At 51.7% G+C, this 26,199-nt stretch carries 25 protein-coding genes; 14 read left to right on the top strand and 11 right to left on the bottom strand.

Annotation, left to right across the window (positions count from 1 at the left end; translation table 11 throughout):
* Positions 1-229: 229 nt before the first annotated feature.
* The 8 genes from clpB to G4V39_RS08165 all read right to left on the bottom strand — a co-directional run bounded on the left by clpB (position 230) and on the right by G4V39_RS08165 (position 10,761).
* Positions 230-2,821 (bottom strand): ATP-dependent chaperone ClpB, encoded by a 2,592-nt coding sequence (clpB, locus tag G4V39_RS08200; protein WP_166032469.1) that lies wholly within the window; start codon positions 2,819-2,821, stop codon positions 230-232.
* 404 nt (positions 2,822-3,225) lie between these two features.
* A complete protein-coding gene (locus G4V39_RS08195) occupies positions 3,226-3,579 on the bottom strand; it encodes a histidine triad nucleotide-binding protein (protein WP_166032468.1) in 354 nt (117 codons plus the stop codon).
* 22 nt (positions 3,580-3,601) lie between these two features.
* Positions 3,602-3,964: a hypothetical protein gene (locus tag G4V39_RS08190; protein ID WP_166032467.1), complete on the bottom strand. Its 363-nt coding sequence runs from the start codon at positions 3,962-3,964 to the stop codon at positions 3,602-3,604.
* Between the two features lie 108 nt (positions 3,965-4,072).
* Positions 4,073-5,503, bottom strand: a complete 1,431-nt coding sequence (locus tag G4V39_RS08185) for an RtcB family protein (protein WP_166032466.1) — start codon at positions 5,501-5,503, stop codon at positions 4,073-4,075.
* Between the two features lie 21 nt (positions 5,504-5,524).
* Positions 5,525-5,947, bottom strand: coding sequence for an archease (locus G4V39_RS08180; RefSeq protein ID WP_166032465.1), 423 nt, complete (start codon positions 5,945-5,947; stop codon positions 5,525-5,527).
* Complete coding sequence (locus G4V39_RS08175) at positions 5,836-8,157, bottom strand: DNA internalization-related competence protein ComEC/Rec2 (protein WP_166032464.1); 2,322 nt, start codon at positions 8,155-8,157, stop codon at positions 5,836-5,838. The genes G4V39_RS08180 and G4V39_RS08175 overlap by 112 nt, the downstream gene beginning before the upstream one ends.
* Positions 8,158-8,237: 80 nt before the next feature.
* Positions 8,238-8,543, bottom strand: a complete 306-nt coding sequence (locus G4V39_RS08170) for a MerR family transcriptional regulator (protein ID WP_166032463.1) — start codon at positions 8,541-8,543, stop codon at positions 8,238-8,240.
* 37 nt (positions 8,544-8,580) lie between these two features.
* A complete protein-coding gene (locus G4V39_RS08165) occupies positions 8,581-10,761 on the bottom strand; it encodes a vitamin B12-dependent ribonucleotide reductase (protein ID WP_166032462.1) in 2,181 nt (726 codons plus the stop codon).
* Positions 10,762-10,856: 95 nt separating this feature from the next.
* On the opposite strand from G4V39_RS08165, the gene G4V39_RS08160 reads away from it, so the two are divergent.
* Positions 10,857-11,840 (top strand): diguanylate cyclase, encoded by a 984-nt coding sequence (locus tag G4V39_RS08160; RefSeq protein ID WP_166032461.1) that lies wholly within the window; start codon positions 10,857-10,859, stop codon positions 11,838-11,840.
* On the opposite strand, the gene G4V39_RS08155 is transcribed toward G4V39_RS08160, so the two are convergent.
* Entirely contained in the window at positions 11,820-12,920 is a 1,101-nt protein-coding gene (locus G4V39_RS08155; RefSeq protein WP_166032460.1) for an HDOD domain-containing protein, read from the bottom strand. The two genes, G4V39_RS08160 and G4V39_RS08155, sit on opposite strands and share 21 nt — an antisense overlap.
* A gap of 65 nt (positions 12,921-12,985) precedes the next feature.
* Between G4V39_RS08155 and uvrC the strand changes: the two genes are divergently transcribed.
* The 13 genes from uvrC (at position 12,986) to lon (ending at position 24,596) form a co-directional block, all read left to right on the top strand.
* Positions 12,986-14,872, top strand: coding sequence for an excinuclease ABC subunit UvrC (gene uvrC / locus G4V39_RS08150; protein WP_166032459.1), 1,887 nt, complete (start codon positions 12,986-12,988; stop codon positions 14,870-14,872).
* Positions 14,856-15,461 carry an FmdE family protein gene (locus tag G4V39_RS08145; protein WP_166032458.1) on the top strand — a complete coding sequence of 202 codons (606 nt, stop codon included), beginning with the start codon at positions 14,856-14,858 and terminating at the stop codon, positions 15,459-15,461. Before uvrC ends, G4V39_RS08145 begins: the two co-directional genes overlap by 17 nt.
* Positions 15,458-16,489, top strand: a complete 1,032-nt coding sequence (locus G4V39_RS08140; RefSeq protein ID WP_166032457.1) for a molybdopterin-binding protein — start codon at positions 15,458-15,460, stop codon at positions 16,487-16,489. The genes G4V39_RS08145 and G4V39_RS08140 overlap by 4 nt, the downstream gene beginning before the upstream one ends.
* 22 nt (positions 16,490-16,511) lie before the next feature.
* Positions 16,512-16,808 (top strand): YggT family protein, encoded by a 297-nt coding sequence (locus tag G4V39_RS08135; protein ID WP_166033105.1) that lies wholly within the window; start codon positions 16,512-16,514, stop codon positions 16,806-16,808.
* A complete protein-coding gene (locus G4V39_RS08130) occupies positions 16,805-17,401 on the top strand; it encodes a DivIVA domain-containing protein (protein WP_166032456.1) in 597 nt (198 codons plus the stop codon). Before G4V39_RS08135 ends, G4V39_RS08130 begins: the two co-directional genes overlap by 4 nt.
* A 13-nt stretch (positions 17,402-17,414) precedes the next feature.
* Positions 17,415-17,702, top strand: coding sequence for a DUF167 domain-containing protein (locus G4V39_RS08125; RefSeq protein WP_166032455.1), 288 nt, complete (start codon positions 17,415-17,417; stop codon positions 17,700-17,702).
* The gene (locus G4V39_RS08120) at positions 17,692-18,378 is read left to right on the top strand and encodes an HAD family hydrolase (RefSeq protein WP_166032454.1); all 687 of its coding nucleotides are present in this window, start codon (positions 17,692-17,694) and stop codon (positions 18,376-18,378) included. The genes G4V39_RS08125 and G4V39_RS08120 overlap by 11 nt, the downstream gene beginning before the upstream one ends.
* On the top strand, positions 18,359-19,279 hold the full coding sequence (locus G4V39_RS08115; RefSeq protein ID WP_166032453.1) for an NOL1/NOP2/sun family putative RNA methylase: 921 nt from the start codon (positions 18,359-18,361) through the stop codon (positions 19,277-19,279). The genes G4V39_RS08120 and G4V39_RS08115 overlap by 20 nt, the downstream gene beginning before the upstream one ends.
* Before the next feature lie 34 nt (positions 19,280-19,313).
* A complete protein-coding gene (gene ybgF, locus G4V39_RS08110; protein ID WP_166032452.1) occupies positions 19,314-20,147 on the top strand; it encodes a tol-pal system protein YbgF in 834 nt (277 codons plus the stop codon).
* 3 nt (positions 20,148-20,150) lie between these two features.
* The gene (locus tag G4V39_RS08105; RefSeq protein ID WP_166032451.1) at positions 20,151-21,254 is read left to right on the top strand and encodes an ABC transporter substrate-binding protein; all 1,104 of its coding nucleotides are present in this window, start codon (positions 20,151-20,153) and stop codon (positions 21,252-21,254) included.
* 105 nt (positions 21,255-21,359) lie between these two features.
* Complete coding sequence (locus tag G4V39_RS08100) at positions 21,360-21,749, top strand: response regulator (RefSeq protein WP_166032450.1); 390 nt, start codon at positions 21,360-21,362, stop codon at positions 21,747-21,749.
* On the top strand, positions 21,737-22,159 hold the full coding sequence (locus tag G4V39_RS08095; protein ID WP_166032449.1) for an Hsp20/alpha crystallin family protein: 423 nt from the start codon (positions 21,737-21,739) through the stop codon (positions 22,157-22,159). Before G4V39_RS08100 ends, G4V39_RS08095 begins: the two co-directional genes overlap by 13 nt.
* 79 nt (positions 22,160-22,238) lie before the next feature.
* The gene (lon, locus tag G4V39_RS08090; RefSeq protein ID WP_210412060.1) at positions 22,239-24,596 is read left to right on the top strand and encodes an endopeptidase La; all 2,358 of its coding nucleotides are present in this window, start codon (positions 22,239-22,241) and stop codon (positions 24,594-24,596) included.
* Here the strand turns inward: lon and G4V39_RS08085 are convergent.
* Positions 24,593-24,796, bottom strand: coding sequence for a hypothetical protein (locus tag G4V39_RS08085; RefSeq protein ID WP_166032448.1), 204 nt, complete (start codon positions 24,794-24,796; stop codon positions 24,593-24,595). The genes lon and G4V39_RS08085 overlap by 4 nt on opposite strands.
* Positions 24,796-26,145 (bottom strand): ATP-dependent 6-phosphofructokinase, encoded by a 1,350-nt coding sequence (locus tag G4V39_RS08080; protein WP_166032447.1) that lies wholly within the window; start codon positions 26,143-26,145, stop codon positions 24,796-24,798. Before G4V39_RS08080 ends, G4V39_RS08085 begins: the two co-directional genes overlap by 1 nt.
* Positions 26,146-26,199 lie beyond the last annotated feature (54 nt).

Raw genomic sequence — 26,199 nt, 5'->3', positions numbered from 1 at the left:
AAAGCCCGGGTTTCTATTTAGGTTTAGACTCTCAAAAACTGGCCTGAGGTATGGCCAGTTTTCAATATTTTATAAATTCCCGCAGGTGTTATCAGCGAGAGGAATCACAATAAAGATCAAAGAGGGAAAGAAGTTACCCTAGCCTTAGGGGCTTTTCCCAAACCTTAATTTCGGCCTTTGGCCCTTAAAAGGAGAAGGCCGGTTAACCGGCCTTCTCCCTCCCCAAGAACTAATCTCCTTTTCTGAAGACAAGGTTTTTGGTGACCTCATCATAATCAACGACGACATGGTCTCCGTCTTTAAAAGTCCCATCAAGAATCTTAAGGGCCAAAGGATCCTCTACATAGCGCTGGATAGCCCTCTTAAGTGGCCGGGCCCCATAGACTGGATCATAACCTACCTGGGCCAGCCAATCCTTGGCCGCCTCTGTCAGGGTGATGGTTATCCGCCGATCCTCAAGGCGTCTCTGGAGATAGCGCACCTGAATATCAACAATCTTCTTAAGGTGCTCTTTGGTCAGGGCATGGAAAATGATAATCTCATCAACCCGGTTGAGAAATTCGGGCCGGAAGCTAGCCCTCAAGGCCTCCATCACCCGGCGCTCCATTTCAGTCCGATTTTCGGGACCGAGTTCCTGAATCCATTGGCTACCAATATTGGAGGTCATGATGATGATGGTGTTACGGAAGTCCACGGTCCGGCCCTTCCCATCAGTTAGCCGGCCGTCGTCAAGGATCTGAAGCAGAATGTTGAAGACATCTGGATGGGCCTTTTCTATCTCATCAAAGAGGATCACCGAATAAGGCCGACGCCTCACGGCCTCCGTAAGATAACCTCCCTCTTCGTATCCTACATAGCCTGGAGGAGCACCAATGAGCCGGGCGACAGAGTGCTTTTCCATATATTCAGACATATCAATCCGAATCATGGCCTGTTCGGTATCGAACATAAACTCTGCCAAGGCCTTGGCCAGCTCCGTCTTACCCACTCCAGTAGGCCCAAGAAAGATAAAAGATCCAATGGGACGATTAGGATCCTTAAGACCAGCCCGGGCTCTCCGGACAGCATTCGCCACAGCTCGAATGGCTTCTTCCTGACCGACCACCCGTTGAGCAATCCGTTCTTCCATCTTAAGGAGCTTCTCCCGCTCGCTTTCGAGCAACCGGGAGACAGGGATTCCCGTCCACTTGGAGACTATCTCGGCAATATCTTCAGCATCAACCTCCTCTTTGAGGAAACTCTTTTCTTTCTGAATTTCCGCCAACTGCTGGTTAAGTTCCTCAAGACGCCTTTCAAGCTCAGGGATGCGACCGTAGATGATCTCGGCTACCCTGGTAAGATCCCCCTGACGCTCGGCCTGCTGGGCCTCAATACGCAGCTGGTCAATCCTTTCCTTGATCTTGCGTATCTCCTGAATGACCTCTTTCTCCTTCCGCCAGTGGGCCTTCATCTCCTCTGCCTGGCGGCGGAGATCTTCAAGGGTGGACTCTAACTTGGCCAGCCGCTCTCTGGCCGCCGGATCGGTTTCCTTTTTCAGGGCCTCACGTTCGATCTCAAGCTGCATAATTTTGCGTTCGATTTCGTCAATCTCGCTGGGAAGAGAGTCGATTTCGATCCGCAATTTGGCAGCGGCCTCGTCAATAAGGTCTATGGCCTTATCAGGGAGATAACGATCCGTAATGTAGCGGTGTGAGAGGGTCACGGCGGCAATAATGGCGCTATCGGTGATTCGTACTCCATGGTGGACCTCATACTTTTCTTTGAGCCCTCTAAGGATAGCAATGGCCTCCTCTACAGTGGGCTCATCTACATAAACAGGCTGGAACCGACGCTCTAAGGCCGGATCTTTTTCTATATATTTGCGGTATTCATCGAGGGTGGTAGCCCCAATACAATGGAGCTCCCCCCTGGCCAGGGCTGGCTTGAGCATGTTGGAGGCATCCATAGCCCCCTCGGCGGCCCCAGCTCCTACCAGGGTGTGGATCTCATCGATGAACATGATAATTTCGCCCTCGCTCTGCTCCACCTCTTTTAAGACAGCCTTAAGACGCTCCTCGAATTCTCCCCGGAACTTGGCCCCGGCAATAAGAGCTCCCATGTCTAGCTGAATGATACGTTTATCCTTGAGGGGTTCGGGAACATCGCCAGCGACGATTCTTTGAGCCAGACCCTCGACAATGGCTGTCTTACCCACACCGGGTTCGCCCACCAGAACCGGGTTATTTTTGGTGCGCCGGGAGAGAATTTGGATTACCCGGCGGATCTCTTCATCTCGACCGATAACTGGATCAAGCTTTCCTGCCTTGGCCAGAGCTGTAAGGTCGCGGCCAAACTTCTCCAGGGCCTGATATTTATCTTCTGGACTTTGGTCAGTTACTCTTTGATTGCCCCGAATGGATTTTATGACCTCAGTAGCAGCCTCCTTGGTAACTCCCCTACGGGCCAGGATCTGAGCTGCAGGGGTACCGGATTCCAAAATGGCCAACAAAAGATGTTCCACGGAGACAAACTCATCCCGCATCTCGGCCGCGATTTTGAAGGCTCGATCAAGAACCTGTTTAAGGGCTGGGGAAACATAGACCTGAAACCCAGGCCCCCCCACCTTGGGAAGCTTGGAAAGCTCTTCCTCAAGGTCCGCGGCCACCAAGGATGAATTTATCCCCAGGCGTTCCAAAATTATGGGGACAAGCCCCCCCTCTTGTTCCACCAGGGCTTTCAAAAGATGTTCAGGCTCAAGTTGCTGATTTCCAGCAGACTCTGCCATCTGCTGAGCATTTTGCAGAGCTTCTTGAGACTTAAAGGTGAATTTATCCATTCTCATATATGCTTACCTCCGTTGCTTGATTTCTTTTGGGATTTCTTTAGGACATCTTGCGCCATGGAAGGTAAGAATGGCCTTAACGGGTGTCAACCAAACCCCGATAGGGAGGATCATTTAAAACTTGACAAAAAGAAAGACCTGGGCTAAAAGAGAAAATACTGTATGGGCCATGATAGCCCTTGAGGGGAGACTCCCCTCAAGGGCTTTTTTATTTGAAACCCATGGAGGTTGGGTAACGGTCGTCGCCCCCGGGTCCCAAACGGCCCGGGGGTCTCTCTTTTATGGAGCCTAAAGGCGCGTTGTGGTCCTTATCGATCTTTTCCCGATAGTCTTAAATTTCCTCCCGGGATAAAGTTCCCTTCAAGGGGCTCCCCGGAAGGGTTCTCTTTAGTCAAAGGATTTCTTTAAATATAAAGGCTTTCTGGACCAGATTTCCAACCTCCCAGCAAGTGGAGGTGAAGATGAAAAATAACCTGCCCACCTCCCCGCTCTACATTAAATAGGAGTTTGTAGCCTGTTTGGGCTATATTCAATTTCTCAGCCACCTTCTTCCCGGTTAGAATAACTTTGGCAATAAGATCTGCCTTGGCCTCGGTGAGGCTGTTTACCGAAGCTATATGCTCCCTGGGAACCACCAAGATATGGACCGGGGCTTGGGGGTTAATATCCTTAAAGGCCACCACATCATTGTCCTGATAGACAAAGTCTGCCGGAACCTCTCCCTTGATAATTTTACAAAAAATGCAATCCTTCTCCATAGTCTCCTCCTAAAAGCCAGAATCAACCCAAAAGCAGAGGGTCATTCCAGAACACCTCTAGCCGACGAACGAACTCTTCTAACTTAACAGGCTGGAGATTATAAAAAACCTCCCTTATCTGATTAAGACGTGAAAGAAGAATCAGGTTCTGAAAATCTTCATTTAAGAGATATTTTTCTCTGATCTCTTTCTCACCTTCTTGGGGAACAGTGGCTACCGGAGCCACAAGCTTTCTGGCCCAGGAGATAAATTCAGGTGAAGGTTGAGAGGCCAAAAAGACAAAACCAGCCCTTAGCCCCCGAGGTTCATAGAAACGATATATTTCATCCACTTTGGCCGCCAACTGGCGGACTGCCAGCCCCTCACCGTTAAAGAAGGCAAGCAAGGTCGGGGCCCCTTTATAGGTTCAGACAAAACAGGAAAGCCCCTTCCATGGCCCAGAGACAATCTGGACTTTGAACTTCCAAGTTCGGTCTCCTGGCTTAAGCATTTTTTAACCTTTTATTACCCCTAAAGGTTTGACCATAGCTACTTTTTTGGCCAAGCCGGCCAGATGGGTGGCCTCGACCACCTTAGAAACGTCTTTATAGGCCAAAGGGGCTTCTTCGGCCACCCCTCGCATACTTTTAGCTCGAACGACGATACCCTGTCGGGCCAGATGCTGGATCACGTCGCTCCCCCGCCACCTCTTTTTGGCCGCATGCCGGCTCATAGCCCGACCGGCTCCATGACAGGCCGATCCAAAGGCCTTGGTCGTACCTTCGGTGGTGCCCACCAATATGTAAGAACAAGTTCCCATGGTACCGCCAATTATCACCGGCTGCCCAACCTTTCGATAAGCCTGAGGCAATTCAGGCCGGCCCGGCCCAAAGGCCCGGGTGGAACCCTTACGATGAACATAGAGACGACGGCGACGGCCGGCGACCTCGTGCTCTTCAATCTTGCAGGTATTATGGCTAACATCATAGAGAACCCGGATATTGGCCTCAGGGACCACCTCGGCAAAGACCTCCCGAACAAGGTGACTGATAACTTGCCGATTAGCCAGAGCACAATTTACTCCACAGGCCATGGCCTTGTAATACCTCTGCCCCTCAGGACTATCAATGGGGGCACAGACCAGTTCCTTTTCCCGGATGGGGATACCATACTTTCGGGAGGCCCCAGAGAGAACCCGAAGATAGTCTGTGGCAATCTGATGCCCCAAGGCCCTTGAACCGCAGTGAATAGAGATGATGACATCGTCCTCAGCCAGCCCGAAGGCCCGGGCCACCTGATGATCATAGATTTGGGCAACATACTGAACCTCAAGGTAGTGATTCCCTGAACCAAGGGTGCCTATCTGGCGGTACTGTCTCTTTTTGGCCTCCATGGAAACACAGGCCGGGTCGGCCCCCGGCAGGGAGCCGTTCTCCTCGATGTAATCGAGATCTTCAGGTAGCCCATAACCTTTCTCTACGGCCCAGCGGGCCCCACCCACCAGGACCTCATCTAACTGGGTGGGTGAAAGCTTAATTTTGCCCTCTGAACCCACCCCGGCCGGAATAGTCACAAAGAGGGCCTCGATGAGAGTCTCCAGAACGGGTTCTATCTGCTCTTTTTTAAGACCTGTAAGCAGAGTCCTTACTCCGCAAGAGATATCGTAGCCCACTCCTCCAACAGAGATAATCCCACCTTCTGCCGGATCGAAGGCCGCCACCCCACCGATAGGAAAACCATAGCCCCAGTGGGCATCGGGCATGGCCAGGGCAGCCCCCACGATGCCCGGAAGGGTGGCTACATTGGATAGCTGCTCCCTGACCTTTTCGTCCATCTCCTCAAGGAGCTCCCGGCTGGCAAAGATACGGGCCGGAACCCGCATCTGGCCGCTTCGAGGGATCTCCCACTCGTATTCTCCTACCTGCACAAGGCTTTTTATCTCCATAAAACCTCTCCTTACCTGTTTTTAAACATCCACCACACACTGGGCTACGTAGAGATCACCATCCTTGGCCACTTTAGCCATGGTATAGGTAGCCCCTTTAACCTCCACTCCCAGCCTATGGCGTGAAGGGTCAAGAGTCTCTCCGGCAGCCCAGCCCGTCAATCTAAGCCCCTTAATCCGGGGGCCAAAGTGACAAAAAATCATTTTCTCCATATCTGCCAGCGATAAAAGGCGGTTCAACCAGAAAACCAGAAGAGATTCCAGGTCATCGGCCAGACAGGTAATATTTTCGATACGGCGGTTGGGCTTTATTTGATCGAAGTCCTCCACCATTAAGGAAAACATGGCCTTGGCGGCATTGGCAAAGGCCTCCTCCAGGCTGCGGCCAAACCCCCGAACTCCGACATCGGCTCCATGCTCGAAGACCTCGTAAGAAGGTGCCATCCTTCCCCCCCTTTGAGCCATCCTATAGCACCCAAACTATAACCATCACTACAAATGATGACAGCCCCATCCAAATCAGTACGAAAGACCCTAATACCCAGTTCAGGGGCTGGAAGACGGAACCGATTGTTGGCCGAGACCGAGATAACCGCCAAACAGGGACAAACTTTTTCCAAAAAATCAAAGCTCGAAGAGGTCCTTGATCCATGATGAGGAACAAGAATGAAGTCAGCCCGAATGTCCTTCCCCAAAAGAAGCCTTTCCCTTACGACATCAATATCCCCGGGAAAGAGGAAAACCCTCTGGCCGTAAGTAACTCTGGTAACCAATGAGCGGCGGTTGTGAGATCCGCTAAGATCTCTACCGGGAGGGAAAAAATCTACAGTGAGATCATTCAGCTTGAGTTGGCTAGGATGGTGAATTACCAGAAGAGGGACCTTCTTCTCCTTGATGGTCTCCATAAGACGTAGATAAAGTCTGGCCTCTGAGGAATCTGCAGTCTTTATGAAACGTTTCACAGGAAAGGTCTCAATGATATAGGGTAGGCCGGAGAAGTGATCGGCCTCTGGGTGGCTGAGGATAACGGCCTCTAAGTGCCGCACGCCAAGCCGGTATAGAGCCGGAGCAAGCACCAAAGAGCCCACGTCAAAACCCGGCCCTGCGGGACCACCACCATCAATAAGGATGGCGGTCTCTTTTGTCTTGAGGAGGGCCGAGGCCCCCTGTCCCACATCAAAGACTACCACTTGAAAGGACGGTGCCTTTTCAACCAAGAAGGACAAAACCAAGAAGGCCAGCGCCAAAGGCAAAAGAAGAAGACCAGGTCTTTTTTGGCGCAGAAGGGCCAACAGAGAGGCTGCCAACAGAAGCCCTCCCACCAGGCCAAGCCCGTTGAGAGGCAGGATAAGCGGTGGCACGGAGGCCCAAAGAGAAACCATCTTGAGGACCAAAGTCGTCAGGTACCCCAGCAGAGAAAAGAGAAGATCACCTCCCGGAAGGATAGATGGCCAGACAACGGCCAAAAAAGACAGGGGAACAAATAACCATCCTACCAGCGGGACAAGAACCAAATTAGACAGAGGGGAGACAAGGGAGAGACGGCTGAAAAAGTAAAGGATAAAAGGGCCCGTGGCCAGCCAGGCGGTTAAAGAGACCAAGAGAAGACTTCGGAGAGGCCGTCCACCCTTTAAGGACCGCCCCATAAAAGCCAGACCGGAAATAGCCGAAAAAGAGAGGAGAAAAGAAGGCTCTTTTACGGCTAAAGGCTGGTCAAGAAGTATGAGCCAGGCCGCCACAAGAATTAAACTTCCGGAGGGGATCCGCCTGTCAAGGAGAAAACCGATAATAAAGGTTGAAACCATTATGGCCGCCCGGCGAGCGGGAAGGCTTCCTCCAGAGACCCCGGTATAAAGGAGAACAGCCATCAAGGCTACTACTAGAGAGAGCTTTTTTACATCGAGACGGTGCATCAACCAGGCCCATCTCCTGGCCCCTATCAGAACAACCCCTCCCACAACCATAGCCAATAGTCCCATGTGGAGCCCTGAGATAGCCAGGAGATGGGCCACTCCGGCCCGAACAAAGGACTCTCTAAGCTCTGGAGACAGCCCTCGACGTTCCCCGGTAACCAAGGCCTTGATCAGGGAGACAGCCTCTGGAAAGAGACCCGAGCGGTCTATACGTTGGCTGATCTGGAGGCGGAGGTTTTCCAAAAGGCAACTAATGTCATCTTCATGACCAATCACCGCCAAAAGAAGGGGTGAGGAAACGCTCCCCAGGGTAAATATCCCCCGAGCAGCCAGATAGTGACGATAGTCAAAGGAGCCGGGGTTATTAAAGTTTCTAGGATGCCGCAAGCTGGCCCTTAGACGAACAATATCCCCTGGTCGAAGATCTTTCTCTCCCCTGAGGCTGATCCTGATGCGGCCTGAAACCGGGGAGTCTCCATCAGGTCTGTGAAGGGCCCAGGCCTCAAGGACAAAAGTGGTTCTCCCCCAGGCCCTCTCGGGTGCAGTAAGAACGCGCCCCGAAATTACATATCTCTGGCCGGAGATAATCTGGCGAGAGATATCGTCTCTCAGGGGGACAAGGGCCCCTTTCCCATACCACACCCCCAGGAGCATAAAAACAAACGAGAGCCCGACGAACCAAAGGCGGGAAAAGACGAAAAAGAAGGCCAGCCCTCCAGCAACCCAGATCCCCCACGCCAAAGACACCCTTTCGGCCAGGGCTAGCCCAAGAGCAAAGGGGACAACCAACCAGAGGGCCGAATTGCTTACCCTAAAAAGGATTAATCCTCCTGTTCAAGCACGGGAATTTTACGCAATGGTGTTTCCAGCCAGCGAGGGCCGAATCCCTGGGCGGCCTCCAGCCGCTCAAGGAGACGGAGGATAATCTCTATCCCCGGGGTATTCACCCCAAACTCGCGAAGAAGTCGAATCCTCTCCAGCCTTTTCAGGGCCTGAGGGTTAAATAAGAGCCCGCCCTTTTGACGGCATACCGGAACCAGCCCTTGGCGCACATAGGCCCTAATAGCCTGTGGGGAAAGCCCCACCCTTTCGGCAACGACGTTTATTTCATAGAGGATTTCCGGCATAAAGGGCCTCCTACATGTCTTTATCGGCATATTTAATTTAATCACACCGGGAAAAGCCACAAGAACGGCAAAGGTAGCACCCACCTTCACTCTCCAGGGCCCCACCGCAGTCTGGACAGCTACCGAGGGCCGGCTCTGGTTCTGGCCGGATGTCTACTTTTATGACCTCGGCCAAGACCTTGGCCACAGCATCTGGGCAGGAGAGAATCTGCCGCCCCTCTTCCCAGGAGGGAGAAGGGCAACGAATGCCTGAAAGCTGTTTAATAATAGACTCCGGAGCCACTCCGGCCCTCAAAGCCAGGGAAATAAGACGACTGGTGGCCTCGATCTGACAAGCAGCACAGCCCCCTGCCTTACCCATCGTAGCGAAGACCTCACACAGACCGGCCTCATCCCAGTTGACGGTGACGTAAAGGTTGCCACAGCCGGTACGGACTCGCCTTGTTACCCCCTGAGTCAAGGTAGGACGGGGACGAGGAGCCAGGCGCCCAGCCTCTGCCGGTCTTTTCAGCTCCAAGACACCAGGACGGCTACCGTAGCGAAAGACAGTAAGACCTTTAAGGCCCATTTCGTAGGCCAAGAGATAGGCCTGACGGATGTCTTCTTTAGTGGCCTCAGCGGGGAAGTTTATGGTCTTAGAGACAGCGTTGTCCACATGTCGCTGAAAGGCGGCCTGGATTTTAATATGTTGCTCGGCGGGAACATCAAAGGCGGTTACAAAGAGACGCCGTATCTCCTCCGGAACAGCCTCTAGCGCCTGTATAGAACCGGTTTTAGAGGCGGCCTCGATAATTTCTTCTACCGGAGCTCCAGCCTCTTTAAGCCTTTGTCTAAAAAGGGGATGGGCCTCTCTTAACTCGGTGCCATCGAGAATCCGACGGACAAAGGAGACGGCAAAGAGAGGTTCTATGCCCGAAGAGCAGCCGGCAATGATAGATAGTGTCCCTGTAGGGGCAATAGTGGTAGTGGTGGCGTTGCGCATAAAGGGCGTCTCCGGGCGATCCCAGATGCTTCCCGGATAGGCCGGGAAGTTACCTCGCATTTTGGCCAAGGCCGCGCTGGCAATCTTTGACTCCCTCTGAATAAAGGCCATAACTTCCTCGGCCGTCTTCACCGCCTCTTCAGAGTTATAAGAAAGACCGAGTTTAATTAGCATATCAGCAAAGCCCATTACTCCCAGGCCGATCTTGCGGGTTCTTTTGGTAATCTCTTCTATTTGAGGGAGGGGAAAGCGATTGATGTCAATGACGTTGTCAAGAAAATGTACGGCCAAATGGACAACCTCTCTAAGACGAGGGTAGTCAATTTGGCCATCCAGGACAAAGCGGGAGAGATTAATAGAGCCCAGATTACATGATTCAAAGGGCAGAAGAGGCTGTTCCCCACAAGGATTGGTGCTTTCTATTTCTCCTAGGTGAGGGGTGGGATTGGCCCGATTGATATGATCAATAAAAATTATTCCCGGATCCCCCCTCATCCAGGCATTTTCTACAAGGAGATCAAAAAGCCGAGTAGCTGGAACCTGTCGGATCACCTGACCATTACGGGGGTTGACTAAGGGAAAATCTTTGCCCCGAGAAAGGGCCTCCATAAAGGCCTCTGTTATCGCCACCGAGATATTAAAGTTGGTCAATTTATTCAAATCCCGCTTGATGGTAATAAATTCCTCAATATCTGGATGATCTATCCTCAGGATGCCCATATTGGCCCCTCGCCTTGTCCCCCCCTGTTTGATGGCCTCGGTAGCGGCGTCATAAACCATCATGAAAGAGATAGGTCCTGAGGAGACTCCATGGGTGGTCCGAACAATGTCTCCCTTAGGACGAAGACGGGAAAAAGAGAAACCAGTCCCCCCACCGGATTTGTGAATGAGGGCTGTGTACTTTAAGGTTTCAAAGATAGACTCCAAGGAATCATCAATGGGGAGGACAAAGCAGGCCGAAAGCTGGCCTAGTTCCCGACCGGCATTCATTAAGGTAGGGGAATTGGGCAGAAAATCAAAATTGGTCATAAGCTGGTAGAAGCGCCCAGCCAGTTCCTCCACCGAGGCCGAAGGATCATAAAGAAGATCGGCCTCAGCCACCGCCCTGGCCACACGGCGGAACATGTCCTCGGGACGTTCAAGGGGTTGCCCCTTTTCGTCTCGCCGGAGATAACGTCTGGCTAAAACCACTAAAGCATTATGGCTTAGATTGAGATCTGTCTTGGGAAGTTCCATTTCTCCTCCGTTAGATTTAAAAGTCAGCCAGCCGGGCTAAAATTCTCGGAGAAAAGACCGATATATAAGAATCAAGATACCAAAAGGATTTAATAATGGCTGATATAGACAAAAAGGAGCTTTCCATCAGGATCGCCGAAACTGCCCGCGAGGCCCTAAAGCGCATCGTTGCCCGTGGCCGACCTCCTATTCCACCCTTTTATTCCGAAGAGTTCCGGCAAGTAGCCCAAGAGCGAGGATACCACGAACTTCTGGAGCTACTCAACGACCCCAAGTGTCTCGGAGAAGAGGATTTTCCCCAACTCATTGCCCAAGCTGGAGCTATTCTCTTAGCCACTAAAGACCTGCTGAACGACCTTGGACAAAGCACCTCGGAGCGAGTAGAGGCCATGGAGCGTTCTCTAGGTAAGATGGAGGCCGCCGTTCCTTTTGAGGACTTAGAGGCCATACTCCGAGAGGTGGAAACCCTGAAGAGCCACAATCAGGCCCTGAAAGAGGAAGTAAAGCAGGCTCAGGAGGTCATAGAGAATCAGACCCGAGAGATCGAAAAATTACGGGAAAACACCCGTATCGATTATCTTACAGCCCTACTTAACAGGCGGGCCTTAGATGAAGAGCTTCGCAACGAAATACACCGGGCCAAAAGATATGATCTGGACTTGACTGTAGCCATGTTTGATATTGATCACTTCAAAAACATAAACGACACCTACGGTCATATCATCGGCGATGAAGTCCTCAAAGGCGTGGCCCGCATTCTTCGAGAGAACATTCGTGAGGTGGATCGACTCTATCGATATGGCGGAGAGGAGTTTCTGCTCCTTATGCCCCATACTTCCTGCAGAGATGCCCTAAAAGTCACCCAAAGACTACGCAAACTAGTAAGCGAGCATCTCTTTAGCTTTCCAGATCGAGGTTTCTCCTTCCGGATCACCATTTCTGCCGGTCTGGCCGAACTGGACAGGGATGACACCCCGGAGAGCCTACTTGACCGGGCCGATGTCGCCCTATATGCGGCTAAGGTTCAAGGAAGAGATCGAACCTGCGGATGTCTTTACTCAGATTGCACTAACCAGTAACTGGGTTTTCTCCAGCTCCTTGATCATCTCTGGTCCAACAAGGTTCTTTATAGGATAAGAAAGCCCAACTGTTTCACAGACCCAGGGTGAAAGCTCATAGAGGATGGGTTCCTCCTCAAAGAACCCCAGGAGATGGCAGATATAGTCGGCGATAGAAACAAGGGCCACCAGTTCAGCCACCCCCTCAGGGAGCCCTCTTAGATCCGAAAACGAAGGTAGATGATGGTAGGCTACTGTCATGACAATCTCCTTGGGCAGGTGCCAAAAGGAGCAAAGCAGACCTCCGACGATCATGTGGTTATTACCATGGATCTTGTCTTCAAGGACCACTGGGGGAATTTCCAGCTCCTCCGGAGAAAGGGCCATGGAGAGGCCATGATCTTCCTTTGCCGGGGGGAGAAAGAACTTACCGATATCGTGGAGGAGACCAGCGGTGATAGCCTGCCCTTCGGGCAGACCGGCCTTCATAGCCAGCTGTCCGGCTACAACCGAGACCCCAGCCGAATGACCCCAGAGTTTTTTGATCTCTTCGGGGTCCAGCTCTCCAGAGTTCATCACCGCCTCACGAAAGATGGTCTGAAAAAGAATGGTCCGCACCTGATTGAATCCGAGAATGAGTATCGCTCGGTGGACAGAAGTCACCCGAGCCGCCCCGGAAGGTCGGCAGTAGGCGGAATTGGCCACCTCGAGGAGTTTGGCTGAAAGCACAGGGTCTGTAGCCGCTAGACGAGAGACCTCTCGACTGTCAGCCAGGTGGTCTTTAAGAAGCTTAGAGAGCCGCAACGAGGCCCCCGAAGGAAGAGCTCGGGCCCGAAAGCCTTTAAGAAGACGCTCCCTTTCCTCTGGAGAAAGGTCATTTACTATTCGAGGACGATGTTTCCGGAGACAAAAAATCTTTACCGATTGTCGCAGGCGATTCTCGACGGTCTCCTTAACCAGGGTCTGATCCCAGAGGGGTAAAGGATCCGCCGGAGGGTCAACCTCTACCTCTTTTAACTCCTCCTTTGACTCCCTATCTTTAGCCCAGGAGAAAAGCAGAACAAAAATCAGAATCCCCAAAAAAATCAGGGCATAAGACATCGGAGATCCTTTCAGTTTTTCCACCGGGGAAGAATTGATAATATTATCGGAAAAGCAATGTTTTTTTGAAAGCGGTCTTAACTGTGGCCACCTCGCTAATTGTTCAGAGACAACAACCTCTTAGCCTTAAAGTAGAGGACATACCCGGATCCTTAGAAGAAATTCCCAGTAAAACCGGGGTCTATATATTTCGGAATGTCCGGGGAGAACCACTTTACGTAGGTAAGGCCAAGAACTTACGCCGCCGTTTAGGGGCCTATTTTCAGGCTGAGGTATCCCTCAAAATCCGGAATCTTCTCCAGCGAGCTACGACATTGGAGATCATCCTCACCCGCAACGAGAAGGAGGCCCTCATCCTGGAGGCCAGACTGATAAAGCGTTACCGGCCGCGCTATAACGTAGTTCTTCGGGATGACAAAAACTATCCTCTCTTACGATTAACCATAAGGGAAAAGTTTCCCCGGCTTCAGATAGTCCGCCGTCGGAAAAAGGACGGTAACCTCTATTTTGGCCCTTACCCTTCGGCCAAATCCGTAAGAGAGACTCTCCGGTTTTTGGGAAGCATCTTTCCCCTTAGGCGCTGTAGCAATGCCGAGTTCTCTAGACGGCTGCGGCCCTGTCTGGAGTATCAGATTGGCCGCTGTCGGGCCCCCTGCGTGGGCCTGATAGGCGAGGATGAATACCGAACCCTGGTAGATCAGGTCATCCACTTTCTCCGAGGCCAGAGGCGAGCTGTCTTGGAGAGACTTCGTCAGGAGATGTTTGACGCGGCTGAGAAACTGGAATTTGAAAGAGCGGCCTTTCTGAGAGATAGAATCCAGGCTATCGAACGAACCCTGGAAAGCCAAACTATTATCTGTCCAGACGAGATAAATCGGGATGTTATCGGCTTGGCTCAAGAAGATGGCTGGACGGCCATTGTGGTGGTATTTGTCCGAGCCGGCGAGCTCGTAGGGCAAAAAGGGTTTCACTTTCCCCGAACTAAAGAAGATCCCCCAGAACTTCTAGCCTCCTTCATCAAACAATTCTATGATGAGGGAAAAGTCATTCCTGAAGAAGTTATCCTTCCGGTCCTTCCCAATGACGCCGAACTCCTCTCTCAATGGCTAAAGGAGATGGCTGGTTACCAGGTGCGGCTACTAAGTCCTCAAAGAGGGCCACGAATCGAGATTCTCCGTCTGGCCCAGACAAACGCCATCGAACTTTTAAAGAGAAAGAAACTTAGAGAAGAGGCTTGGGAGAATATTGCTCAAGAGTTAGCCGGGCGCCTCCGGCTTCCTCATCCACCACGCCGGGTAGAATGTATAGACATATCAAACATCCAGGCTGAGGCTCCCATTGGATCCCTGGTTTCCTTCTTTGATGGGGAACCAGACAAGAGCTCTTATCGTCATTATCATCTTCGGAGCCCCGGCCCTAATGACTATGCCATGATGGCCGAAGTCTTAGAACGTCGCTTTAAAAAAGCTAAAAATGACCTTCCTGATCTTCTGGTGGTTGATGGTGGCAAGGGACAGCTCAATGTGGCCCTTACCGTCCTTAAGGAGCTGGGATTGGAGGATCAGATTGCCCTTTGTGCCCTAGCCAAAGAAAGGGACGGAGAGGGTGAGAAGATCTATCTCCCTTATCGTAAAAACCCCCTTCTTCTCCCCAAACACAACCCAGCTCTTCTATTTTTAATGAAGGTCAGAGATGAGGCCCACCGCTTTGGAGTCAACTTTCACCGTCGAGTGCGAAACAAAAAGGCCCTCTCCTCTCTCCTTGAGGAGATACCAGGCATTGGTCCCCGACGCCGAGCCAGACTTCTCGAACACTTTGGTAGCCTGGAAGCCATAGCCCAGGCAGATCCAGCGGAGATCGCTAAGGTTCCCGGAATGACCAGGACCTTGGCCGAAAGGGTAGACGAATATCTCAAGGCCCGATATGGTTTGAGAGATGAAAACTCTCCTTGAGAAGGAAGAATTTGAAAGACTTCTGGCCGAATCCGTAAAAACCCATGGTCATCTCTGTCCGGGCCAAGTCTTGGGCGTAAGACTGGCCATGCTTGGACTTAAACTTATCGGCATCCAAGACCCCAAGGGGGCTGATCGCAAAAAGTTTCTCGTCTATGTAGAGATAGATCGCTGCGCCACCGATGCTATTCAATCGGTTACTGGTTGCACCCTCGGGAAACGTTCCCTTAAGTTTGTAGACTATGGCATAATGGCTGCCACTTTTGTCAATCTGGAAACCAATCGAGCCTTCCGTATAGTGGCCCGAGAGGAGGCCCGAAAGCTGGCTGATGGATTGTTTCCTGAAATAGACGACCGCTACCGTCGTCAGCTTGAGGCCTATAAGGCGCTCTCCGACGATGATCTTTTTCAGGTAGAAGAAGTGAAGGTGGATATTAACGATTTTGATCTTCCTGGCCGACCTAGACGTCGAGTTCGTTGCCAGGTCTGTGGTAATTGGGTCCAAGACGGACGAGATATACAGCAGGCTGGACAAATCCTTTGTCGGGCCTGTGCCTTTGGAGGCTACTTTAGGAGGCTTAATTCATGAGGTATCGCACCGTGCCGGTAGAAGAGGCCATTGGCATGGTTATTCCCCACGATATTACCGAGATTCGACCGGGGGCCTTTAAGGGACCAGCTTTCCGTAAAGGCCATGTAATCACGGCTGATGATATTCCCCACCTTAAGCGGTTGGGCAAGAATCACATTTATGTCATTGAATACGAAAGTGACGACCTCCACGAAAATGAGGCGGCCTTAGCCCTGGCGGCTGCAGTGGCCGGGGAAGGAGTCACCTATGATCCCGAAGTGGTCGAAGGGAAGATAACCTTCCGGGCCGCCCGGGATGGGATCCTCAAGGTAAACAAAGAGGCCCTTTTCTCTTTCAACCTCCTGGGGGAGGTAATGCTAGCCACGAGACACGAAAACTTCTTCGTCCACCAAGGGGAACCTCTGGCCGCCGGCCGGGCCATTCCCTTGGTAGTGAAAAAATCCCTAGTGGACGAGGCAGTCTCCATAGCTCAAAGGGCTGGAGGGATCCTCAGGGTCTCTCCCCTGGTAAAAAGAAAAGCGGCCTTAATTATCACCGGAAGTGAGGTCTTCTACGGCCGTATAGAAGATGCCTTTGAACCGGTGATGCGGCGCAAGGTAGAACAACTGGGAGGAGAAATAATATCAGTGGCCTTTGCCCCGGATGAAGTGAATATCATCCGTAGCCGTTTAGAAGCGGCCCTTACCGCTGGAGCCGAACTTATTCTCTGCACTGGAGGGATGTCTGTAGATCCTGATGATGTTACCCGGGCGGCCATTAGAGACCTAGGGGCTGAAGAAATCTATTATGGTTCAGCTGTCCTGCCGGGAGCGATGTTTCTTGTGGCCTACCATGAGGGAAGGCCCATCCTGGGGGTTCCGGCTTGCGCCATGTATCATCAAATCACCGTCCTGGATCTAGTCCTTCCCAGAATTCTGGCTGGAGAAAAAATTACCCGTAAAGAGCTGGCCGCTCTGGGCCATGGTGGCTATTGTTTGAACTGCAAACCATGTCGCTTCCCTCTCTGTCCTTTTGGTCGTGGTTGATTATTAAGAAGGAGGTATGCCGGTGTTTTTGATGAGTAACTTCCTAAAGGCTCTGGCCACGGTAATTGACATTGCCTTAAGCATTTATATGTGGATCATTATCGCCCGGGCCCTTATCTCCTGGGTCAATCCTGACCCCTATAACCCTATCGTCCGTTTTCTTTATCAGGCCACCGAACCGGTTCTTTATCGTATTCGGCGGATACTTCCTCCCATGGGAGGAATAGATTTCTCTCCTCTGGTGGCCATCTTAGCCATTGTTTTTTTGAAACAGTTTTTAGTGCCGTCTTTTTACGAACTGGCATTGAGGGTTAGATGATGCCTATCACCCCCCTTGATATCGAAGAAAAAGAGTTCCGCAGTAGCCTTTTTGGCTACCATCGTGGTGAGGTAGATACCTTTTTGGCAGAACTGGGAGAGGAACTTCAGAGACTTCTCAAGGAGAATCACGCCCTTAAGGACGAACTTAAAAGAAAAGAAGAACGCCTTGCCCGCCTCTTAGAAGAAGAGACAGAAATTCGCCAGGCCCTTGTCTCCGCCCAACGTCTGGCCGAGGAAATCAAGGATCAGGCCCGACGGGAGGCTGAGCTCATCCGAAAAGAAGCAGAACTTGAGGCTGAGCGAATCCGTCAAGAGGCCGAGGAGACTAAAAAGATCCTAGCCCAGGAGATCAGCGAACTGATACGGAAAAAGACAGAAATGACGGCCGAGCTAAGGGGCCTTTTGCGCGGCTGGCTGGATCTACTTGAATCCACCGAGTCACCAGAAAAGACCTTAGAGACAGAACCAGAAGGGAAACCGACCACAACCAAGGAAGAAAAACCGGCAGCAATTAAGGAGGCCCCTCCATCTCAAGAATCAAAAAGTGAGGAGCCCTTTGAAGAGTTTGAAGAGGGGCCTCGTCTAGAATAACCTCTATGAGGCCATGGATCCCATTGTCTCCCATCCCCAAGGGGTAATTCTTAAGATTCATGTCCAGCCCCGGGCCAAAAAAACAGAAATTGTTGGCCGTCATGGCCAGGCGGTTAAAATCCGTCTGGCCGCCCCGCCGGTGGACGGCCGGGCCAATGAGGCTCTGGTCGCCTATCTGGCTAAGATTCTCTCCCGCCCCCGAACGGACTTTTCTATTATTTCTGGAGCGAAGGGGCGAGAGAAGAAAATCCTCATCAGGGGAGCAACCATAGAGGAGGTCACAAAGGCCTTTGGAGTCTAAAAAAACATCTCTGGCAGAGCGGGAATTCATCATCTTTGACATGGATGGCGTGGTGGTAGATAGTATGCCCTACCATGTCCGGGCCTGGAAGGAAGCCTTTGCCGAATTCGGCCTCAACATTCCCGAAAAGCTACTTTATCTCCATGAAGGGGCCATCGAACTTTCTTCGGCCCGAAGGCTCTTTGCCCACCAGGGAGTGGAACCTACCGAGACCTGGTTTATGAAGGTTTTGTCCAGGCAGCAAGAAATCTTTGCGCGCAAATTTCGACATCTGGTAAGACCATACCCTGAGGTGCCTGATCTCCTTCGAGAGCTCCAGAAAGAAGGACGCCGCCTGGCTTTGGTAACCAGTTCCCATTTAAGAGTCCTGGAAGAGATCCTTCCCCTCAGTCTGAGAGACATCTTTGACTTTATTCTCACCGGCGACATGGTCACCCGTCGCAAACCCCATCCGGAACCCTACCTTCGAGCTCTAGAATTTCTTAAGGCCCAGAAGGAAATGGCCGCAGCGGTAGAGAATGCCCCTGCCGGAATCCAATCGGCCAAGGCGGCAGGACTTACCTGCCTGGGGCTGACAACTACTCTGGAGCCGGAACATCTCTCGGCGGCGGATCTGATCATCTCGGATCACCAACAACTAAAAGAGGTTCTGTTAAATGGTCACCACACCCTTTGAGGCCTATCGTTCTTTCATCCCCGACTTTGAGGCGTTCAGCCAGAGTCTCCTTGAGCCTCTACCGATGTATATCCGGATAAATCGCCTCAAATGTCTCCGCGAAGAGAGGGTCATCAATGGTCTGGCCCAAAAAGGTGTCCACCTCAGATCCGTCACCGAGATACCGGACTTCTATGAGATTTCCCCGTGGGGTTTTCCCATCGGGACGACCGAAGAGTATTATTTAGGTTATATATATCCTCAAACCATAAACTCAGCCCTTCCTGTTTTGGCCCTAAACCCTCAACCAGGGGAGACTATCCTTGATCTCTGTGCTGCCCCCGGCAGTAAAACATCTTACATCGCCCAGAGGACCGAAGACCGAACCCTTATTGTCGCCAATGACAAAAGGATAGATCGCCTGACGGCGCTGGTCTCCAATCTCAAGCGTCTAGGGATCACCGGGGTGGTAACTACCCAGTATCGAGGAGAGATGTTCCCTATGGGCCCCCCTTTTGACAAAGTTCTGGTAGATGCCCCTTGCTCAGGTGAAGGACGCTATCGAATAACTAAAGAGGGAGAAGTTCTCTATCGGAAAGAGACCCGCACGGACCTACCAGCCATCCAAAAGGGACTCCTCCTCAGGGCCTTTGACTTAGTAAAGACAGGAGGGATTGTTGTTTACTCTACCTGCACCTTCAATCCCTTAGAGAATGAGGCTGTGGTTGACTATCTCCTGAACCGCCGCCCGGCAGAGATTCTTAAGATGGACTATCCCCTACCCTCCCATCCAGGTCTTAAAGAGTTTAATGGGAGGGTCTTTGACTCCCGAATTAGTCACTGTGCCCGTTTCTACCCCCATGAGACTCATTCGGTGGGATTCTTTATCGCCACCATACGAAGGCTTTCGGGAAGTGGTTGACAATCCCTGTGGCCCAAAGGCAAGATAAAGGCTTATGAAACGACTCCTTCTGGTTATCATTATGACCTTTTTTCTCCCGGCCTGTGTGGCCCAACAACAGGACATCGAAAATCTAGACTATCGTCTGGCCACCTTGAGCCAGGCCTACGACAATCTGGAAAGGCGTCTGGCCTCTCTGGAGAAGGAGGTAGCCACCCTTAATCAGGAAAGGGGGAAGATCACAAAGGCCCAGGCCGAACGGCTTGAAGGCTTATCCCGCCACCAAGCAGAGCTAGCTACCGAAGTGGAAAGACTCCGGGCGGAAATGATGCGAATAGACGGCCGGCTAGAGGAACTGGCCTTCCGTGAAGAACGCTCAGAGAAAAATTTTCAGCAGTTTCAGGCCGAGATTATAAGCCGACTTGATACCCTGGAGACCCAGGTCTCGCGGCTAAGTCAGAAAAAGGTCTTAAAGGAGAAAGCCCGGGCCCAAAAGGAAAAGGTGGCCAAGATTGAGGCGGAGATGGAACTCTATGATCAGGCCCTTGAGCTCTTCAAAAAGGGCCGCTATCAGCAGGCCAAGGAGGCCTTTCAGCGCTATCTTGAGCAGTATCCCCAGGGCAAACGGGTGGCCAATGCCATCTTCTGGATCGGTGAGTGTGAATATCAACTTAAACGATTCGAAGAGGCCATTTTGGAATATCAGAAAGTCATTGAAAAGTATCCTCAGAGCATCAAGGTTCCGGCCGCCATGCTTAAACAAGGGTTGGCCTTTCTCCGGTTAGGGGATACCGAAAGCGCCAAGATCATTTTTCGACGACTGTTAAAAAGATATCCCCATTCCGAGCAGGCCAAAACAGCCCGAAGCTACCTTAAAAAACTCCGATAACCTATGGCCTGGTTTCTGGCCTTTATTTTTCTTTTTGCCGCTCCAGTTTGGGGAACTCCAGCCCACGCAGCTCCTCCCATAAAGATTGGAGCTATTCTTGATCTTTCTGGACCTGGCTTTAGAAAAGGCCAAATATATCAGTTTATGGCCCAAAAGGCGGTGGAGACAGTTAATCAGCGCGGGGGCATTCGAGGACGCCCATTAAAGCTCATCGTAGTTGATGATCAGGGTCTTGTTCGACGGAGCCTCATCCTGGCCCAGCGGCTTATTTCCGCTGAGGGGGTGGTAGCCCTTATCGGCCCGTCCAATCCCCGGGCGGAAATGGCCTTGAGACGGCTGGCCGACCGAGAAAAGATCCCTCTGATTCTTATCTCCGGTGACGGCCCTCTGTTCCGCCAGCCGGCCCAGCCCTTTACCTACAACTTTAAGGTTGGTCCAGCCCTGCCTCCGGCAGTAAAGGCCCTTTACCGATATTTGAAGAGTCAAGGGTTTCAAAAAATTGGGCTCCTTTTGCCCTCGAGTCGTTCCGGTAAGAAGGCCCTAATTTGGCTGCGAGCCTATGCGGCTGAGTTCCACCTTAAGGTGGTGGCTCGGGAATGGTTCAGCCCGGGAGACACCGATGTGGAAACCCAACTTCGTCACCTAGACTCACAGGGGGCCCAGGCTATTGTCTCCTGGGCCGAACCTAAGGCCCTGGCAACGGTAGTCAACTCCTGGCAGGGAAAGGGATTACCCCCACTTTTTCTAGGCTATCAGGCGGCTTCCCTTTCCTTCACTCCACGCCTTCTCCCCCCGGAGGTAAAGGCAACCTGGCCAAGATTTGTCCTCCAGCCCGAAGATCTTGACGGACGCTTCCTCCTGGCCCTAAAGGAACTGGGAAGACCACCAGAGTATTTCAGTGCCACCGCCTGGGATGCCATCATGCTCCTGGCCAAAGGGCTTAACCGGTCAGGCGCGAATAAAAAGGCCTTAAGATGGGTCCTAGAAAATTTAGACACCATTGAGCTTATTTCAGGCACATATCGTCTAGACAGGAACGACCACTATGGCCTCAGGCCCGAATCTTTCATTATTACTGGCTTAATTGAAGGAAATTTAGTAAGATGAAATATCTGGTCGTTTCTTTCAGTTAGGATTTAGCGAGAACTAAAAAATTGACAGTAACTCTTTCAATAACTATCCTTTGAAAATATTGATGTCTAGGGAGTCACTATGGCCGATCGCCCGTCTGTACTGGTGGTTGATGATGAACCACTAGTGCGGCAGATCATGGTAGAGATGCTCAAACATCTAGGAATAGAAACTAGCGAGGCCCAGGATGGCTCCGAGGCTAAGGATTTGACCCGTACCCATAAATTCTCTCTCATCTTTCTTGATGTCTCCCTTCCCGACATAGACGGCCGCAATTTGGCTCCGATGTTAAAGCAGATCTCCCCTGAGAGTCGGATCGTCATTGCCAGTGGTTATGAAGTAGATCCGGCCAGTGTTCCCGGAGCAGATGCCTTCCTTAAAAAGCCTTTTAGCTTAGCCAGTCTTAAAGAAATAGTTTCCTCTTTCTTCGGCCCCAAAGACCTCCCAAAAGGAGAACCATGCCCGTCATAAAGATTCAGGTAAGCCAGAGTCTGAGTGAGATGGAAAGGGCCCTTTCAGACATGGCCCAGGATCTTTTTGGTTTTGTCTGGAGTTGTACCTACCCGGCCTATCGGGCCTGGGTGCCGGAGGTAGATGTCTATGAGACCCCAGAGGAGGTTGTGGTCCTCATGCCTCTTCCTGGGGTAGATAAAGACCACCTCCGGGTTACTGTCCACGGAGATTATCTGGTGGTCTCTGGCCGGCGGCTCCGCCCGAAAGGGCCGCTACGTTATCATCGGATGGAAATTCCTTACGGCTCCTTTGAACGGGTGGTGGAACTACCAGCCGGTATCCTACCCAATATGGCTCAAGCCAACTATGAAGATGGTATCTTGCGAATCATCTTCCCTAAGGGCTCAGTTCGCGTTGAAATTTCCTAGAGCCGACTTAATTTCCTAATGTCCTCTTATTCCTGAAAAACTGGCCGTGGTGGCCGATAAGTTCACCCTGAGGTGCGGTATGACAGATAGCAGAGAAGAGACGGCCATGGAACAACCAGAAGGAAAAGAACTTCGGGAGTATCCAGTCCTTCCGGTAACAGAGACCCTCCTTTTCCCCCACATGGTCATCCCCCTGGTGATCAGCGAACCAGGTTTGATTAAGCTGGTAGAGGAGGCCATTGCTGGAGATCGGACGATAGTCGTGGTTGGGGTCCGAGAGGAAGAGGGGAAACGAGAGTTTTACGAGATCGGCACCGCGGGGCTTATTCTTCGCATGGCCCGCACGGCCGAAGAAAGCATCCGCCTCATAATCCAGGGGATCTCCCGGGTAAGGATAAGAGAAGTTCTCTCCCATGAGCCGTATATTCGGGCCAAGGCTGAGATCTTGGAGGACATTGTCGAGCGAGATCTTGAGACCGAGGCCTTAATGTCTAATGTCCGAAACCAGTTTGTCAGAATATTAGACCTGTCTCCTCAAATGCCCTCCGAGCTCAAGACCCTGGCTGCCAACATCGACGATCCTGGCGTTCTGGCAGACATGGTAGTCAGTAATGTAAACATCACCCTGGCCGAACGTCAGGAGATCCTGGAGACCTTGGAGGTCAAAAAACGACTGGAGAAAACCCTCCACATCCTTACCCGTCAGGTAGAGATCCTGGAGCTGGGTCAGAAAATCCAGGCCCAGGTCAGGGATCAGATGGAAAAAAGCCAACGGGAATATTATCTTCGAGAACAGCTAAGAGTCATTCAAAAAGAGCTTGGTGAGGCCGAGGCGGCCGAGATCGAAGAACTTAAAAAAAAGATTGAGGAAGCCGACCTTCCAGACCAGGTGCGCAAAGAGGCCGAACGGGAGCTCAGACGCCTGTCCCGAATGCATCCTTCTTCGGCCGAATACACCGTAGTCCGCAATTATCTAGACTGGCTTCTTGATCTTCCGTGGCGGAAATCCACCGAGGATCGTTTGGATCTTAAAGAAGCCCAAGCCATTCTGGACGCCGACCACTACGATCTCGAAAAGGTCAAAAATAGGATCCTGGAGCACCTGGCCGTAAGAAAACTCAAGCCTGATACCAAAGGGCCCATTCTCTGCTTTGTAGGCCCTCCAGGGGTGGGCAAGACTAGTCTTGGCCGCTCCATCGCCCGGGCCATGGGACGCAAATTTTTACGGATCTCCCTAGGAGGAGTGCGAGATGAGGCTGAGATTCGAGGCCACCGCCGGACCTATGTCGGGGCCATGCCCGGGCGAATTATCCAGGGGCTGCGTCGAGTAGGGGTCAATAACCCGGTATTTATGCTTGATGAAATAGACAAACTGGGGGCTGACTTCCGGGGAGACCCGGCCTCAGCCCTGCTTGAAGTTCTTGATCCAGAACAAAATGCCACCTTCTCCGACCACTATTTGGAAATTGAATTTGACCTTTCTCAAGTGATGTTCATTGCCACAGCCAACGTCCTGGATACTATTCCTGGCCCCCTCCTGGATCGCATGGAGGTTATCGAAATTCCGGGCTACACCGAAGAAGATAAACTTCATATTGCCAAACGGTATCTTATCCCCCGGCAGCTTGAGGCCCATGGACTGACGACCAAAAATCTACGTTTCACCAATGGTGCCCTGACTCACATTATTCGCCAATACACTCGAGAAGCCGGCCTCCGAAACCTGGAACGCCAGATAGCCGCTATCTGTCGGGCTGTGGCCAAGGAGGTAGCCCTAGGAGAAGCGGATTCTGTGACCATCCGGGTCAATGATCTGGATCGCTATCTCGGCCCTCCCAAATATCTTCCCGAGGTGGCCGAAAGAACAAAGATCCCCGGAGTGGCTGTAGGTCTGGCCTGGACCCCTTTTGGAGGAGAAATTCTCTTTGTTGAGGCCACCAGAATGAAGGGCCAGCGGCGACTGATCCTTACGGGAAAGCTGGGTGAAGTTATGCGAGAAAGTGCCGAGGCAGCCCTTTCCTATATTCGTTCTAAAGCCTCAGAGCTGGGGATCCCCGAAGATTTTTTTGACCACCACGATATCCACATTCATGTCCCGGCAGGAGCTATTCCCAAAGATGGCCCCAGCGCCGGGATCACTATCTTGGTGGCCCTGGTTTCCCTCCTTACAGACCGCACTGTCCGACACGATGTGGCCATGACCGGGGAGATAACCCTTCGGGGGCTCATTCTGCCCGTAGGAGGAATCAAGGAGAAGGTGCTGGCAGCCTTAAGGGCCGGAATTAAAGAGGTCATCCTTCCCAAGAGGAATCAGAAAGATCTAGAAGAAATCCCCAAAGAGGCCCGCGAAAAAATCAAGTTTCATCTGGTATCACGGGTAGAAGAAGCCCTGGCGATAATCTTTCCGAGACGAAGGCGGCGAAAAAAGAGTAATTAAAGCACCTCCCAATTAAGACAATTGGGACAAACCCAGGTAATGGAGTTGCAGGAAAAACGACGAGGGAAGGTCATCATGCATTCCTGGCAGATGAGATAACCACATTGCCGGCATCGCCAGCAAAAGGGCTTCTCCTCGCCACAGACCTCACAACGACCACTGACTACCTTCTTGCCCCGCCTCTGACGGCCCCTGCCCATCAGCTGTTCTTAAGGGAGCTCTGACCGGTGGATTCCAAAACACTTAGCCAGAAGCGACTACGAAGGTTGATCTGCTTACGCCTTGAGATGGCCGCCTTAATTGGCACATGGACATAGCGTCCGTTCCAGCGGCTGATAAGCATCCCGGTTTTACCAGCCATAGCGGCGTGAACGGCATATTGCCCCAGAAAACCACAATAAATACGATCATCCACGTTGGCTGGCACACTCCGGATAATGTAGCTCGGATCTATATATCGCATATAAATGGGGATACCTAACTGGGAAAAGTGCTCCTTGATTCGGTCACGGAGAAAGATCCCGATATCTCCAAGTTTGATATTTCCAGATGGATCTCTCTCTGGTTTGGGCCCCTGGACATATTTTTGACCTGCCCCTTCAGCAACCACAATCACCGCATGACGCCGGCAGTGAAGCCGCTGTTCAAGGGCCGCCAGGAGCCCCTGAGGTCCATCTAGATCAAAGTCAGACTCTGGGATAAGACAAAAATTGACCTCTTTGAGAGCCAAAGTGGCACTGGCGGCGATAAACCCCGAGTAGCGCCCCATAACCTTGACTATCCCGATACCATAGGGAGCACCAATAGCCTCCGTATGGGCAGAGCGAATGGCCTGACAGGCCATCTCCACCGCTGTATCAAAGCCAAAGGTCTTGGAGACCAAATAAATATCATTGTCTATGGTCTTGGGTACGGCCACCAGAGCGATTTTTAACCCCCGTCGCTTGATCTCCTCGACGATCTTATTGCCGGCTCTAAGGGTTCCGTCTCCACCGATAAGAAAAAGAACGCCTATGTTCATTCGATCCAGGGCATCGACAATTTCATCGATGGGCTGATGCCCCCGAGATGACCCCAAAACCGTTCCCCCCACCTCGTGGATACTGGAGACCCTCTCGGGGGTAAGTTCCATGACCTCATGACCATATTTAGGAATAAATCCCTGAAAACCATAACGGATGCCCAAAATCCGGGTGACTCCATAAGAATGATAAAGGGTAAGAACTATACTTCTGATGACGTCATTGATTCCGGGGCAGAGACCACCACAGGTGACAATGGCGCACCGCAATTTGGCAGGATCAAAGTAAATCTTCTCCCGCGGGCCAGCCAGCTCCAAAGAAGGCAGAGGCTTACCCGTCTTTAGAGCCTCTTCTATTGACTTGGCTGAAATTCTCAGAAGAACTCTATCCTCTTCGGAGATAAACCAACAGCGCTCTTTGGGAAAGGGCGAGGGAATCTTACAGGGACCAAGGTGGTCTATGGTAGTTTCTACAGGCTCTTCTATGTCATCTACCCAGTCAATGCGACAGGAAACATCCGAAGTCATAATCTCCTCCTCACGGGTATCTTTTTGGCTCTTAAATCCACCAAACTCTCCTGT

This window comes from Thermosulfuriphilus ammonigenes (assembly GCF_011207455.1).
In the GTDB taxonomy this organism is placed as follows: domain Bacteria; phylum Desulfobacterota; class Thermodesulfobacteria; order Thermodesulfobacteriales; family ST65; genus Thermosulfuriphilus; species Thermosulfuriphilus ammonigenes.
Note: the sequence above shows the minus strand (reverse complement) of the source record. Positions and strands in the feature narration are given on the sequence as shown.

Bases quoted from the DNA above. Each gene is read 5' to 3' on its own strand.
- clpB (WP_166032469.1), bottom strand. From the start codon at position 2,821: ATGAGAATGGATAAATTCACCTTTAAGTCTCAAGAAGCTCTGCAAAAT.
- G4V39_RS08195 (WP_166032468.1), bottom strand. From the start codon at position 3,579: ATGGAGAAGGATTGCATTTTTTGTAAAATTATCAAGGGAGAGGTTCCG.
- G4V39_RS08185 (WP_166032466.1), bottom strand. From the start codon at position 5,503: ATGGAGATAAAAAGCCTTGTGCAGGTAGGAGAATACGAGTGGGAGATC.
- G4V39_RS08180 (WP_166032465.1), bottom strand. From the start codon at position 5,947: ATGGCACCTTCTTACGAGGTCTTCGAGCATGGAGCCGATGTCGGAGTT.
- G4V39_RS08170 (WP_166032463.1), bottom strand. From the start codon at position 8,543: ATGCCGGAAATCCTCTATGAAATAAACGTCGTTGCCGAAAGGGTGGGG.
- G4V39_RS08165 (WP_166032462.1), bottom strand. From the start codon at position 10,761: ATGGAACTTCCCAAGACAGATCTCAATCTAAGCCATAATGCTTTAGTG.
- G4V39_RS08160 (WP_166032461.1), top strand. From the start codon at position 10,857: ATGGCTGATATAGACAAAAAGGAGCTTTCCATCAGGATCGCCGAAACT.
- G4V39_RS08155 (WP_166032460.1), bottom strand. From the start codon at position 12,920: ATGTCTTATGCCCTGATTTTTTTGGGGATTCTGATTTTTGTTCTGCTT.
- G4V39_RS08145 (WP_166032458.1), top strand. From the start codon at position 14,856: ATGAAAACTCTCCTTGAGAAGGAAGAATTTGAAAGACTTCTGGCCGAA.
- G4V39_RS08140 (WP_166032457.1), top strand. From the start codon at position 15,458: ATGAGGTATCGCACCGTGCCGGTAGAAGAGGCCATTGGCATGGTTATT.
- G4V39_RS08130 (WP_166032456.1), top strand. From the start codon at position 16,805: ATGATGCCTATCACCCCCCTTGATATCGAAGAAAAAGAGTTCCGCAGT.
- G4V39_RS08125 (WP_166032455.1), top strand. From the start codon at position 17,415: ATGGATCCCATTGTCTCCCATCCCCAAGGGGTAATTCTTAAGATTCAT.
- G4V39_RS08115 (WP_166032453.1), top strand. From the start codon at position 18,359: ATGGTCACCACACCCTTTGAGGCCTATCGTTCTTTCATCCCCGACTTT.
- ybgF (WP_166032452.1), top strand. From the start codon at position 19,314: ATGAAACGACTCCTTCTGGTTATCATTATGACCTTTTTTCTCCCGGCC.
- G4V39_RS08105 (WP_166032451.1), top strand. From the start codon at position 20,151: ATGGCCTGGTTTCTGGCCTTTATTTTTCTTTTTGCCGCTCCAGTTTGG.
- G4V39_RS08100 (WP_166032450.1), top strand. From the start codon at position 21,360: ATGGCCGATCGCCCGTCTGTACTGGTGGTTGATGATGAACCACTAGTG.
- G4V39_RS08095 (WP_166032449.1), top strand. From the start codon at position 21,737: ATGCCCGTCATAAAGATTCAGGTAAGCCAGAGTCTGAGTGAGATGGAA.
- lon (WP_210412060.1), top strand. From the start codon at position 22,239: ATGACAGATAGCAGAGAAGAGACGGCCATGGAACAACCAGAAGGAAAA.
- G4V39_RS08085 (WP_166032448.1), bottom strand. From the start codon at position 24,796: ATGGGCAGGGGCCGTCAGAGGCGGGGCAAGAAGGTAGTCAGTGGTCGT.
- G4V39_RS08080 (WP_166032447.1), bottom strand. From the start codon at position 26,145: ATGACTTCGGATGTTTCCTGTCGCATTGACTGGGTAGATGACATAGAA.